The sequence below is a fragment of the Acidovorax sp. Root568 genome (assembly GCF_001427445.1).
Taxonomy (GTDB): domain Bacteria; phylum Pseudomonadota; class Gammaproteobacteria; order Burkholderiales; family Burkholderiaceae_C; genus Acidovorax; species Acidovorax delafieldii.
Map to the genome: position 1 here is coordinate 478,438 of NZ_LMGP01000015.1, position 13,292 is coordinate 491,729.

A 13,292-nucleotide genomic window follows, 5' to 3' on the forward strand; every position below is an offset into this window, starting at 1 on the left:
CCGCATCTGATCTACATGGCCAAAAAACCCGATCCCACCTCCCGCATTGCCGACAACAAGAAAGCGGCCTACAACTACTTCTTCGAGGAGCGCCACGAGGCGGGCATGGTGCTGCACGGCTGGGAGGTCAAGGCGCTGCGCGAAGGCAAGGTGCAGCTGACCGATGGCTACGTGCTGATCCGCGATGGCGAGCTGTATCTGCTCGGCTGCCTGATCATGCCGCTCAAGACAGCGTCCACCCATGTCAACCCCGAATCGGCACGCACCAAGAAGCTGCTGCTCAAGAAAGACGACATCAAGCGCCTGATTGGCAAGGTCGAGCAAAAGGGCTACACGCTGGTACCCATCAACCTGCACTGGAAGAACGGCTTCGTGAAGTGCGAGATCGCCCTGGCCAAAGGCAAGGCCGAGCACGACAAGCGCGACACCATCAAAGACCGCGAAGGCAAGCGCGAGGTGGAGCGCGCCATGAAGAGCAGGAACAAATAGTCCCCAAAGTCGCTGAGCGATGTCCCCCAAGAGGACCGTATACGGGGAGGCGGAGCAGCCTTGAACGTGTGCGCCGGCCCGGGCCGTGCCAGTTTCGAAGGTCCTGCGCGCTGCTGGTCACTATTTTTTCAGTTGTGATGGAATAAATCACCACGTCCGGGTGTTCATCCCGGTGCAAGGCAGCATTCGCCTCCGCCTGCACCACCCTCTGGAGAAACCCATGAAGAAACTGATCTCGATGGCCGCATTCGTCGCAGCCGCTGCACTGGCTGGCTGCGCCACCATGGACGACTCGCCCGTGAAGACCATGGACGGCGTACTGGTCGGCGCGGGCGGCATGACGCTCTATACGTTTGACCGCGATGCTGCAGGCAGTGGCAAGTCAGTGTGCAACGGCCCCTGCGCCACCAACTGGCCGCCGCTGATGGCCAGCAAGGCCCCTGGCGGCGACTACAGCGTCATCACCCGCGACGATGGCAAGACCCAGCTGGCCTACAAGGGCAAGCCGCTGTACTACTGGATCAAGGACACCAAGCCCGGAGACAAGACGGGCGAAGGCGTGAACCAGGTGTGGCGCACCGCACGGCCGTAAGAGCCCGCGCAACGCAACACAGGCTCCGCACGGCATGAATCGCTCCCAGGTCATCGAACAGCTGCCGGGCCTGCGCCGCTACGCGCGGGTGCTGACGGGCGATGCCTGGGCGGCTGATGACCTCGTGCAGGACACGCTGGAGCGGGCCTGCAGCAAATGGCTGCTGTGGCGCACCGGCAGCGACCTGCGCGCATGGTTGTTCACCCTGATGCACAACCTGTATCTCAACCAACGCCGCGCGTTGCCCGCGCTGCCCCCTCTGGACATCGATGAGGTTCAAGACCAGCTGCAAGGCGCCCGTGCGCCCTCGGATGACGCCCTGGACCTGGAGCGCTGCCTGCAGCGCCTGCCCGCCGACCAGCGGGCCGTGCTGCTGTTGGTGGCCATGGAGGACATGAGCTACGAAGACACCGCACGCATCCTGAGCATTCCGGTGGGTACCGTCATGTCACGCCTGTCGCGGGCCCGCATGCGCCTGCGAGTGCTGATGGACCGGGAGCCCACATCAGGCACCGCACCGGCTGTACCGGCCGCCCAGGCGGGCGCCGCCGCCGCCGCAGGCACGACGCCTGCACTGCGCCGCCTCAAATAGCCACCCTGACCCGATCCTCCACCATGGACCCGACACACCCAGCCCCCCCAGCACGCGCAGAAGAGAGCAGCGCCTGGCATGCCCTTGTGGACGGCCAGTTGCCGCCCGCCCAGGCACAGGCGCTGCGCGAGCAACTGCGGGACGATGAGGAGGCACAGGCCACACTGGCCCACTGGCAGGCGCAGCGGCAGCGGCTGCACGACCTGCACCAGGACCTTCTCCACGCCCCCGTTCCCGATGCCTTGCTGGCCGCAGCATTGCGCGCCACAGACCGCAGGGAGCAACAGGCGCAGTGGTGGCGTTGGGGTGGCATGGCTGCATCGGTCCTGCTGGCCTTTGTGCTGGGCTGGACGGGCCGCGGCCAGTGGCCCGCAGGGCTACCCGGCAAAAAGCTGGCGACTGGCCAAGGAGCCACGCTGGTGGCAGCCGAACCCGCACAGCGCTTCGCACAGCAGGCCTCGGTGGCCCATGCGGTGTACCAACCCGAAGTGCGTCACCCCGTAGAGGTCACGGCTGCCCAGCAAGACCACCTGGTGCAATGGCTGTCCAAACGGCTGGACCGACCGCTGAAAGTCCCTGTGCTGGGCGCCCAGGGCTATGAACTGGTGGGAGGCCGGTTGTTGCCCGGCGATACCGGAGTGCGCGCGCAGTTCATGTACCAGAACAGCGCAGGCCAGCGAATCACGCTGTACCTGGGCGCTCTCGCCCCCACCCCGTCCCGCCCTGCCAGTGACAACCAAGGCGGCACCAAAGCGCGCACGGAAGCACCGGCGGCAGCACCCACCACCGCGTTCCAGTTCACACACGAAGGCCCGGTGCCGGGCTTTTACTGGACGGATACCGGCTTTGGCTACGCCCTGAGCGGACAGTTGTCGCGCCCCGAGTTATTGAGCCTGGCCACAGCGGTGTATCAACAGCTGAACCCCTGACGCGCCGCCGGGGGCCCTATCCGACCATGTCCGTATGCGGTCAGGACAAATGGGCCAGCGGATGGGCGTGTGCGGGCCAGGGGCTGACAAAGAACGGCGCCACCATCTCCGGCGTCACATCTTCAATGCGGGCTGGATTCCACTGAGGCGCATGGTCCTTGTCCACGGCCAGGGCGCGGATGCCTTCCACGGTCTCACTCTGTCCTGGGCGCAGGAAAAAGCAGTGACGCACCATATCGCGCTCCATGCGCAGGTCGTCGGCCAGGCCCATCGCACGGGCGCGGCGAATCTGCTCCAGCACCACATGCAGCATGAGTGGTGAACGCTTGCGCAGCGTGGCGGCCGTGGTGCGTGCCCAGTCGCTGTCGGCGGCCTCGAGTGCCCGCACGATCTCGCCAACGGTCGGCAGCGCAAAATATTGGTCAATATCGGCCAGAGCGCTAGTACCGCTTGCCTGAGATGCTACAAATTGAGAAGCAACATAGGCCTTGATGGCCGCGCCATCTGCAAAGCTTTGGGTGGCCAGCGCATCCCACACCTCGGCCTGTCGGTCTGACGGCAGGCAGCCATCGGCCAGCTGGTAGGCGATGGCATCTCCCGCGCCGATGGTGTCGCCGGTCAGTGCCAGCCACTCGCCCACGCGGCCCGGGCAACGGCTCAGGAAGTAACCCCCGCCCACGTCCGGGAACAGGCCAATCGCCGTCTCGGGCATGGCCATCTTGGTGCGCTCGGTCACTACGCGCAGGGCGGCGCCCTGGCTGATGCCCATGCCGCCCCCCATCACGATGCCATCCATGAAGGCGATGTAGGGCTTGGCGTAGTTGTGGATCAGGTGATTGAGCGCATATTCCTCGGTGAAGAAGTCCTCGATCAGCGGGTTGCCCTGGCTACCCGCCTGGTGCAGAAAGCGGATATCGCCACCTGCGCAGAAAGCACCAAACGGGCCTTCCTTGTTGCTGCCACGGATGGCCACGGCCAGCACCCGCGCATCGTTCTGCCATGCCAGCAGGATGCCCATCAGGTCACGCACCATACCCAGCGACAAGGCATTGAGCGCACGCGGGCGGTTCAGGGTAACGAAGCCCACCTGGCCACGCACTTCGCTCAATACTTCAGACACGACCGTCTCCGTCATTTTTGTTCCTTCCAACCCAACAGTTCATTGAAAACCAGCGCACCAATCACCAGTGCGCCCCCCGTCAGCACCGCCGTGCCAGGCTTTTCGCCCGCGCCCAGCCATGCCAGCAAGATGCCAAAGATCACTTCAAGCAGCCCGAGCAGCGCCATCTCGGGCGCCTTGAGCACGCGCCCGCAGCGCACGGCCAGCACACAAGGGATGGCCAATTGCACCACGCCCAGCAAGGCCAACAGGCCCAGGTCGTGGGCCGACGCCTGAAAAGGCAGCGCCAGTGGCAACGTGGCCACCACCGAAATCACTGCGCCGACCAACACCGCAGGCACCAGGTCCACCGCATGGCCATGGCGCTGCGAATGTTGTACCACCGTCCAATTGATGGCAGCGGCCACAGGCACGCACAGCGCCACCAGCGTTCCCGCCAGAGGGAGGCCCGCCATCTGCGAACCATACATCCACGCAATACCCAGCCCCGCCACGGCAATCGCAGCCCAGGTGCGCGGGGCGATGTGATGGCCGATGAACACCCTTGCAAACAGCGCTGTGAGCAGCGGCCCCACGGCCATCGTGACCAGCACATTGGCCACCGGCATGAGAACCAGCGCCACCATGAACGCCGTGAACATCACGCTCCAGCACACGCCAGAGATCCACAACGCACGGCCACTGTGGCGCATGGAGGCAAACACCGCCCCGCCCTGCAGCGCGGGCAAGATGACCAGCAGCGACAGCAACGTGAAAAAGCTGCGCCAGAAGGTCACTTCAAAACTTGCCGCATGCTCCAGGTGGCGCGTGACCACGCCGGCAATGGACCACATCAGGGTCACCGCCACCATCAGCAGCACCGCCCGGGTATGGGTGAGTTTCAACATGGTTTGTTCAGGGTTCAGACGGAAAAAAGGCCACTGCGTGGCAGTGGCCCTTTCGGAAACGCTGAGCTTATCAAGAACGGGAGGCGCGCTTGCGCTCGTTTTCGGTCAAATAGCGCTTGCGCAGGCGCACGGACTTGGGCGTGATTTCGACCAGTTCGTCGTCCTCGATGAACTCCACGCCGTATTCGAGCGTGAGGTCGATCGGAGGCGTGATCTTGATCGCGTCTTCCTTGCCGGACACGCGGAAGTTGGTCAGCTGCTTGGTACGTGTGGCGTTCACCACCAGGTCGTTATCACGGCTGTGGATGCCGACGATCATGCCTTCATACACAGGGTCGTTGGCCTTCACGAACATGCGACCACGGTCGTCCAGCTTGCCCAACGCGTAGGTGAAGATTTCACCGTCGTCCATGGAGATCAGCACGCCGTTCTTGCGGCCGCCGATGTCGCCCTTGTGCGGCTCGTAGCTGTCGAAGATGTTGCTGATAAGGCCGGAGCCGCGCGTCAGGTTCAGGAATTCGTTGGTGAAACCGATCAGGCCACGGGCCGGGATGCGGTACTCCAGGCGAACGCGGCCACGGCCGTCGGACTCCATGTTCACCAGTTCGCCCTTGCGCTCGCCCAGGGCCTGCATCACGCCGCCCTGGTGGCCTTCTTCGATGTCGGCCGTCACCAGCTCGATAGGCTCGTGCTTGACACCGTCGATGTCCTTGAACACCACGCGGGGCTTGGACACGGCCAGCTCGTAACCTTCGCGGCGCATGTTTTCCAAAAGGATGGTCAGGTGCAGTTCACCACGGCCCATCACTTCGAAGATGCCTTCTTCGTCGGTTTCGTTCACGCGCAGGGCCACGTTGTGCTGCAGTTCTTTTTGCAGGCGGTCCCAGATCTGGCGGCTGGTCACGAACTTGCCTTCGCGGCCGGCCAGCGGGCTGGTGTTCACGCAGAAGTTCATGGTCAGCGTGGGCTCATCAACCTTCAGCATGGGCAGCGGCGCAGGGTTGGCGGGGTCGGTCACGGTCACGCCGATACCGATGTCTTCAATGCCGTTGATCAGCACGATGTCGCCAGGGCCCGCCAAGGGGGTCTGCATGCGATCGAGGCCCTGGAATGTCAGCACCTGGTTCACACGGCCCTTCACGGCCTTGCCATCAGGGCCTTCCATGACGATCACGTCCTGCATGGGCTTCAGGGTACCCTGGCTGATGCGGCCAACGCCGATGCGGCCCACGAAGCTGGAGAAGTCCAGCGCAGAGATCTGCAGCTGCAGCGGCGCATTGGCATCGCCCGTGTTGGGCGGAACGTGCGAGAGGATGGTGTCGAACAGGGCCGACATGTCGGGGCCCCACTGCTCACCGGGCGCGCCTTCTTCCAGCGACGACCAGCCGTTGATGCCCGAGGCGTACACCACGGGGAAGTCGAGCTGTTCATCGGTAGCACCGAGCTTGTCGAACAGGTCGAACGCGGCGTTCACCACCTTGTCGGGGTTGGCACCGGGCTTGTCCACCTTGTTCACCACCAGGATGGGGCGCAGGCCCAGCGCCAGGGCCTTCTTGGTCACGAAACGCGTCTGGGGCATGGGGCCTTCTTGCGCATCGATCAGCAGCACCACGCTGTCCACCATGGACAGCGCACGTTCCACTTCGCCACCGAAGTCCGCGTGGCCGGGGGTGTCCACGATGTTGATGTGCGTGCCCTTCCAGCTCACGGCGCAGTTCTTGGCCAGGATGGTGATGCCGCGTTCCTTTTCGATCGCGTTGTTGTCCATGACGGTATCGACGACCTTTTCGTGGTCGGCGAAGGTGCCGGACTGGCGCAGCAGCTGGTCCACCATGGTGGTTTTGCCATGGTCAACGTGGGCAATGATGGCGATATTGCGGATTTGTTTAGTCATAGTTTTTCCAATATGCCGCTGTGCGCCATGGACGCGGAATGCGGCGTGCTTTCCAAAATTTGTTGAATTTCCAGCGGACTCAGGAGCCTGTCCGGCACCAGCTCCCCGCCCACGATGTGGCCCACCCCCAGCAGCGCCGGGGGATTCTCGCCAAACACCGCCACGGCACTGGCATCGGGCCAGTTGCCACGGCGACGCACGCCCGACAGGAATCGGGCTGCATTCTCACCGTCCAGCGTGACACGCATGTGTTGTGCCAGCAGTGACTCGGGCGCTTCCAGACTGGCCAGGCGTTCTGCCTCGGGCATGGCCTCCAGCTGGGCCAGCGTGACACAGCGCTCCACACCAATGCCCCCAGTGTCGATGCGGCGCAAGAAGGTCAGGTGAGCTCCGCAGCCCAATGCCGCACCAATGTCTTCACCCAACGTACGGATGTAGGTGCCCTTGCTGCAGGTCACTATCATTTTAATAGCTGCCTGCGCTTGATCCGTCTGCACCAGCGTTAGCTTGAGGGCATGAATGATCACGTCCCGTGCTTCGCGCTCCACCGTGACACCGGCGCGTGCATATTCGTACAGCGCCTTGCCGTCCTTCTTGAGCGCGCTGTGCATCGGCGGCACCTGGCGGATGGGACCCGTGAACTGTTGCTGCACAGCCGCCAGGCGCTCTGGCGTGAGTTGGGCAGCATCTACGTCGCAGCGTTGCACCAGGTCCCCTTCGGCATCGCCGGTGGTCGTGGTGGCGCCGAGCAGCGCAATCGCCTCGTAGGTCTTGGCGGCATCCAGCTGCAGCTGGCTGAACTTGGTGGCGGCGCCGAAACACAGAGGCAACACGCCCGTGGCGAGCGGATCCAGCGTGCCCGTATGGCCCGCTTTCTCGGCGCGCAGCAGCCATTTCGCCTTTTGCAAGGCGTCATTGCTCGAAAGGCCGAGCGGTTTGTCGAGCAGCAACACCCCATGCACAGGGCGCCGCTGCACCCTGGTGCGTGGCGCGTGCATGGACTAATCCTCTTTGGCGCGCGAAGACACCGCCTTGGCGATCAAGGCGTTCATGTCGGCCGCACGCTCGGAGGTGCGGTCGAACACGAAGTGCAGCGTAGGCACGGTGTGGATGTGCAGGCGCTTGAACAAGCCATTGCGCAGGAATCCAGCCGCCTGGTTGAGCGCCGCCTGCGTTTCCACAGGGTCGCCCGTCAACAGACTGAAGAACACCTTGGCATGGGCGTAGTCGGGAGTCACCTCCACGCCCTGCAGCGTCACCATGCCCACGCGCGGGTCTTTCAACTCGCGCGCGATCAGCTCCGTCAGATCACGCTGGATCTGGTCGGCCACCTTGAAGGCGCGGTTGGGAGTGGAAGATTTCTTCGCAGCCATATCGTCGTCACCGAGGCTTTACAGCGTCCGGGCGATTTCCTTGATGTCAAAGAACTCGAGTTGATCGCCTTCCTTGATGTCGTTGTAGTTCTTGAGCTTGATACCGCACTCAAAGCCTTCCTTGACATCCTTGACATCGTCCTTGAGGCGCTTGATCGAGTCGACTTCGCCGGTGTAGACCACCACGTTGTCGCGCAGCAGACGGAACTTGGCGTTGCGATGGACCATGCCGGACGTGATGTACGAACCCGCCACAGTACCGATCTTGGAGGCCACGAACACGGTGCGGATCTCGGCCGTACCAATGACTTCTTCGCGCTGCTCGGGAGCCAGCATGCCGGACATCGCCACACGCAACTCGTCCACAGCGTCGTAAATGATGCTGTAGTAATGCAGGTCCACGCCATTGCCTTCGGCCAGCTTGCGCGCACCGGCATCGGCACGCACGTTGAAGCCGATCACGATGGCCTTGGAGGCGATCGCCAGGTTGATGTCGGACTCGCTGATGGCGCCCACAGCGGCGTACACCAGTTGCACCTTGACCTCGTCGGTCGAGAGCTTGAGCAGCGACTGGGCCAGCGCTTCCTGCGAGCCTTGCACGTCGGCCTTGACGATGATGGGCAGGGTCTTGACCTCACCCGCCGTCATGTCGGCGAACATGTTTTCCAGCTTGGCAGCTTGCTGCTTGGCCAGCTTGGTGTTGCGGAACTTGCCTGCACGGTACGTCGCGATCTCACGGGCACGGCGCTCGTCCGTCAACACCATGAATTCGTCACCCGCCTGCGGCACTTCCGTCAGACCCTGGATTTCGACAGGAATCGATGGACCAGCCGTCTTGGCGACCTTGCCGTTTTCGTCCAGCATGGCGCGCACGCGGCCATAGGTCTGGCCAGCCAGCACCACATCGCCCACCTTCAGCGTACCGGACTGCACCAGCACCGTGGCCACAGGGCCGCGGCCCTTGTCCAGCTGGGCTTCGATCACGAGACCCTTGGCCAGCGAATCCACCGGCGCCTTGAGTTCCAGCACTTCGGCCTGCAGCAGCACTTGCTCCAGCAGGGTGTCGATGCCCATGCCGGTCTTGGAGGACACGGGCACAAACGGCGAATCGCCACCGTATTCTTCAGGCACCACCTCTTCGACCACCAGCTCCTGCTTGACGCGGTCGGGGTTGGCATCGGGCTTGTCAGCCTTGGTGATGGCCACCACGATCGGTACACCAGCAGCCTTGGCGTGCTTGATGGCTTCCTTGGTCTGGGGCATGACGCCGTCGTCGGCGGCCACCACCAGAATCACGATGTCGGTGGCCTGGGCACCACGGGCACGCATGGCCGTGAAAGCCTCGTGCCCCGGGGTGTCGAGGAACGACACCATGCCGCGTGGCGTTTCCACGTGGTAGGCACCGATGTGCTGGGTAATGCCACCGGCTTCACCCGCAGCCACCTTGGCGCGGCGGATGTAATCCAGCAGCGAGGTCTTGCCATGGTCCACGTGACCCATTACGGTCACGACCGGAGCGCGCGGCAACAGTTCTGCGTTCTGCTGGCCTGCATCTTCGTCGGTGAAGGCTTCCGGGTCGTCCAGCGCAGCCACGACGGCCTTGTGGCCCAGCTCTTCCACCACAATCATGGCCGTGTCCTGGTCCAGCGGCTGGTTGATGGTGACCATCTGGCCCATCTTCATCAGCGCCTTGATGACCTCGTTGGCCTTGATGGACATCTTGTGCGCCAGTTCAGCCACGGTAATGGTCTCGGGCACATGCACTTCGATGATGCGTGCTTCGACCGGTGCGGCCTGCTGGTGATCATCACGGTGGTCGCGGTTGTCGCCACGGCGGCCACGCGGGCCACCACGCCAGTTGTTGCGACCGACACCGCCGCTGCTGTCTCCGCGGGTCTTGATTTCTTTTTTCTTGGCCGTGTCATTGGCCCAGCTGGAGGACAGCTTGGCTGACTTCACTTCCTTGCCAGCGCCAGGCGCACCCGCGCCCGCTCCAGCAGCAGCGGGAGCACCGGCGCGCGCCACGCCAGTACCGACTGCCGGCTTGTGCAGCGTGCCCTTCTTGGCGTCGCCCACGGCAGCAGGCTTGGCCACTGGCTTGGGTTCCTCGGGCTTCTTGGCGACCATGACCGCCTTCTTGGGCGTAGCCATCATGGAGCGAATGGCGGCAGCTTCTGCCTCGGCCTTGCGGCGACGTGCATCCAGGTCGGCCGCACGGGCGGCTTCTTCGTCAGAGCGGGCCTTGGATTCGGCAGCAGCCTTTTCGCGGGCTTCGTTCTGTGCTGCCGTGCGCGCAGCGGCTTCGGCAGCCTGCTCGCGGGTGGCTTCCTGCTTGACGGCAGAAGCTTGGGCCTTCTTCTCGGCTTCCTGAGCCGCGTAGGCGGCAGCACGCTCTTCGGCTTCGCGCTCGCGCTTCTCGCGGGCTTCGCGCTCGGCGCGCTTTTCGGCCAATTCCGCCTCCTGGCGGCGGATCAGCTCGGCCTGGCGGCGGGCCTCTTCCTCGCGGCGGGACAGCTCAAGGTCTTCACTCGACACAGCGGGTTCTTCCACCGCAGCGGGGGCGTGCGACTCTGCAGCAGCCTCTGCACCTTCGTCGCGCTGAATGAACGTGCGCTTCTTGCGCACTTCCACCTGGATGGTACGGGCCTTGCCCGTAGCGTCCGCCTGCTTGATTTCGCTGGTGGACTTCTTGACCAGCGTGATCTTCTTGCGATCGGCCGAGGCCGTGCCGTGGCTGGCCTGCAGGTAAGCAAGCAGCTTTTGCTTGTCCGACTCGGTCAACGCGTCAGAGGGAGCAGCCTTGCCCACGCCGGCAGCCTTGAGCTGGTCGAGCAGGGTTTCAGGCGATTTTTTGAGTTCGGTAGCGAACTCGGCGACAGTGTTACTGGACATATGTGGTTCGTGCCTCCCTGACCTTTACTCTTGCCCCGCGAACCAGTGTTCGCGCGCCTTCATGATCAAGGCTTTGGCTTCCTCTTCAGACTGTCCGGTCAGGTCGGTCAGTTCATCAATGGCCAGATCGGCCAGGTCGTCACGTGTGTGCACACCGCCTTCGGCCAATTTGGCAATCAGCTCAGGGGTGAGGCCTTCGAGGTCGCGCAGGTCCTGGGAGACCTCTTCCACGCTTTCCTCACGGGCAATTTCCATGGTGAGCAGCGCGTCCTTGGCACGGGCCCGCAGCTCGTTGACGGTGTCTTCATCGAAGCTTTCGATCTCCAGCATTTCCTGCAGGGGAACGTAGGCCACTTCTTCGAGGCTGTTGAAGCCTTCGGAGATCAGGATGTCGGCGATTTCCTCGTCCACATCGAGCTTTTCCATGAACAGCTTACGGGCCGTATCGGTCTCGTTGGCCTGCTTTTGCGCGCTTTCAGCGGCGTCCATGATGTTGATCTTCCAGCCGGTCAGGTCGGACGCCAGGCGCACGTTCTGACCACCACGGCCGATGGCGATGGCGAGGTTTTCCTCGTCCACGACCACATCCATAGCGTGCTTTTCTTCATCGACCACGATGGAGGACACGTTGGCCGGAGCCAGTGCGCCAATCACGAACTGTGCGGGGTCTTCGGACCACAGCACGATGTCCACGCGCTCGCCAGCAAGCTCGTTGGTCACCGCGTTCACACGGGTGCCACGCACGCCGACGCAGGTGCCGATGGGGTCCACGCGCTTGTCATGGGACAGCACGGCGATCTTGGCACGCGAGCCGGGGTCACGGGCGCAGGATTTGATCTCCAGCAGGCCTTGCTCGATCTCGGGCACTTCCTGGCGGAAGAGTTCGATCATGAACTCAGGCGCCGAACGCGACAGGATGATGGGAGCGCCGCGCAGCGTCAGGTCCACTTCCATGATCATGGCCCGCACGCGGTCGCCGCTGCGCAGGTTTTCCTTGGGGATCATTTCGCTGCGGCGCAGACGGCCTTCCACGCGGCCGGACTCGACAATGATGTCGCCCTTGTCCATGCGCTTGACGGTGCCGGTGAAGATCTTCTCGCCGCGCGACATGAAGTCGTTGAGCAACATTTCGCGCTCAGCGTCGCGGATCTTCTGCAGGATGACCTGCTTGGCAGCCATGGCGCCGATGCGACCGATGGGCACCGACTCGACACCCTCTTCGATGTACTCGCCGACTTCGATGTCTGGGATGCGATCCTTCGCATCCATCAGCAGCTCTTCGGCTTCGGGGTTTTGCAGGCCCGCATCGTCGGGCACCACCAGCCAGCGACGGAAAGTCTCGTAGTTGCCGCTGTCGCGATCCACGGACACGCGAATGTCCACCTCGCCCTGGTACAGCTTCTTGGTAGCCTGGGCCAGGGCCGACTCCACGGCGCCCAAGACCACATCACGCTCCACGTTCTTTTCGCGCGAAATGGCCTCAACCAACATCAACAATTCGCGATTCATGCGACGACTCTCCTGTTTTCAATCACCCGAGGGCAAGGCAACGCACTGCAGCCACCCACCCCACAATTTTCAGCAGCAAATCAGGCAGGTGCAGCCCCGGCCTTGCCTGCGCGCCCCTTGAAGTCCACGATGGGCGCAAGGCGCACATCCCGGCATTCGTCCAAGGTGAAGCCCATCGCCTGCAACGGGGCGGGCACGCGTTTCTTGCTGACTCTTTGTCCTGGCTTGACCGGCGGCTCGTCGCTCCAGACGATCTGCCAGCCTCCGGCCTCGGCCCGCTCCAGCGTGCCGCGAAATTTCTTGCGGGTGGCGTTGACCTGGCCTCCCGCTGCTGCGGCGCCGATGGGCGCCTTCAGGGTGATGTCGATGACAGAGCCTTCAAAGCGCACGAAGTCTTGCTCGTGACGCAAGGGCCGGTCGATACCAGGGGATGACACTTCGAGGCGCTTGTACTCGACGCCGTCAACCTCCAGCGCAAACTGCAGTTGGCGGGTGACCTTCTCGCAATCCTCGACCGTCACGAACTGCTCGACCACGGGCTGGAGTGCATCAGCGGCCGGCTGCACCCAAGGCAAGTCGATGGTGACGCGCAACAGGCCGCCGGCAGAGCGCTCGATCTCCACCAGGTCATATCCCAGTCCCGTCACAATTTGTTCAACGACTTGCTGCAATGCCACGTGTTCAGTTCAATCCCGGATAAACCACACAACTTGCGCCAATCAGGACCAGGCAACCAGCCCGCCCACCAGAAGCACTGTTTGTGCCCCTCATTTGCGCAAATCCAAAACAAAAAACCCGATAACCCCCGGAGACTCTTCCCCGACAGCTTCGAGCTCCAAAAGCGTTCGACCAAAAAAAACGGGCGGTTAGTACCCGCCCGTTTGGTCGTGAGATTCGTATTGTAGCGTGCAAAGTGTTGATTTGCAAAGGCGCAGGCAGGGAAAACTGTTGTCAACACGCTCAGGCAGGACGCCCAAGCCAGTGTCCATGCGGCCTTCCGGGCGGTGCCCTGCCT

General features: G+C 63.2%; 12 protein-coding genes. 4 read left to right on the plus strand and 8 right to left on the minus strand.

What is annotated here, in order from left to right; genetic code table 11:
- Positions 1-15: 15 nt before the first annotated feature.
- From smpB to ASD75_RS14050, 4 genes are all read left to right on the plus strand, one after another.
- Positions 16-489, plus strand: a complete 474-nt coding sequence (gene smpB / locus ASD75_RS14035) for an SsrA-binding protein SmpB (RefSeq protein ID WP_056746487.1) — start codon at positions 16-18, stop codon at positions 487-489.
- A 220-nt stretch (positions 490-709) separates the two neighbouring features.
- Positions 710-1,081, plus strand: coding sequence for a hypothetical protein (locus tag ASD75_RS14040; protein ID WP_056746732.1), 372 nt, complete (start codon positions 710-712; stop codon positions 1,079-1,081).
- A 34-nt stretch (positions 1,082-1,115) separates the two neighbouring features.
- On the plus strand, positions 1,116-1,673 hold the full coding sequence (locus tag ASD75_RS14045; RefSeq protein WP_056746488.1) for an RNA polymerase sigma factor: 558 nt from the start codon (positions 1,116-1,118) through the stop codon (positions 1,671-1,673).
- A gap of 23 nt (positions 1,674-1,696) precedes the next feature.
- The gene (locus ASD75_RS14050) at positions 1,697-2,602 is read left to right on the plus strand and encodes an anti-sigma factor (RefSeq protein WP_056746489.1); all 906 of its coding nucleotides are present in this window, start codon (positions 1,697-1,699) and stop codon (positions 2,600-2,602) included.
- A gap of 40 nt (positions 2,603-2,642) precedes the next feature.
- Here ASD75_RS14050 and ASD75_RS14055 read toward each other — a convergent pair whose 3' ends face one another.
- The 8 genes from ASD75_RS14055 to rimP all read right to left on the minus strand — a co-directional run bounded on the left by ASD75_RS14055 (position 2,643) and on the right by rimP (position 12,954).
- Positions 2,643-3,737 carry an enoyl-CoA hydratase/isomerase family protein gene (locus tag ASD75_RS14055; RefSeq protein WP_056746490.1) on the minus strand — a complete coding sequence of 365 codons (1,095 nt, stop codon included), beginning with the start codon at positions 3,735-3,737 and terminating at the stop codon, positions 2,643-2,645.
- On the minus strand, positions 3,734-4,609 hold the full coding sequence (locus tag ASD75_RS14060) for a DMT family transporter (RefSeq protein WP_056746491.1): 876 nt from the start codon (positions 4,607-4,609) through the stop codon (positions 3,734-3,736). Before ASD75_RS14060 ends, ASD75_RS14055 begins: the two co-directional genes overlap by 4 nt.
- Positions 4,610-4,679: 70 nt before the next feature.
- Positions 4,680-6,503, minus strand: coding sequence for a translational GTPase TypA (typA, locus tag ASD75_RS14065; protein WP_056063883.1), 1,824 nt, complete (start codon positions 6,501-6,503; stop codon positions 4,680-4,682).
- Positions 6,500-7,501: a tRNA pseudouridine(55) synthase TruB gene (truB, locus tag ASD75_RS14070; protein ID WP_056746492.1), complete on the minus strand. Its 1,002-nt coding sequence runs from the start codon at positions 7,499-7,501 to the stop codon at positions 6,500-6,502. The genes typA and truB overlap by 4 nt, the downstream gene beginning before the upstream one ends.
- Positions 7,502-7,504: 3 nt before the next feature.
- On the minus strand, positions 7,505-7,876 hold the full coding sequence (gene rbfA, locus ASD75_RS14075) for a 30S ribosome-binding factor RbfA (protein ID WP_008904004.1): 372 nt from the start codon (positions 7,874-7,876) through the stop codon (positions 7,505-7,507).
- Positions 7,877-7,894: 18 nt separating this feature from the next.
- Positions 7,895-10,768, minus strand: coding sequence for a translation initiation factor IF-2 (gene infB, locus ASD75_RS14080; RefSeq protein WP_056746494.1), 2,874 nt, complete (start codon positions 10,766-10,768; stop codon positions 7,895-7,897).
- A gap of 24 nt (positions 10,769-10,792) precedes the next feature.
- On the minus strand, positions 10,793-12,277 hold the full coding sequence (nusA, locus tag ASD75_RS14085) for a transcription termination factor NusA (RefSeq protein ID WP_056063891.1): 1,485 nt from the start codon (positions 12,275-12,277) through the stop codon (positions 10,793-10,795).
- Positions 12,278-12,357: 80 nt separating this feature from the next.
- The gene (rimP, locus tag ASD75_RS14090; protein ID WP_056746496.1) at positions 12,358-12,954 is read right to left on the minus strand and encodes a ribosome maturation factor RimP; all 597 of its coding nucleotides are present in this window, start codon (positions 12,952-12,954) and stop codon (positions 12,358-12,360) included.
- Positions 12,955-13,292 lie beyond the last annotated feature (338 nt).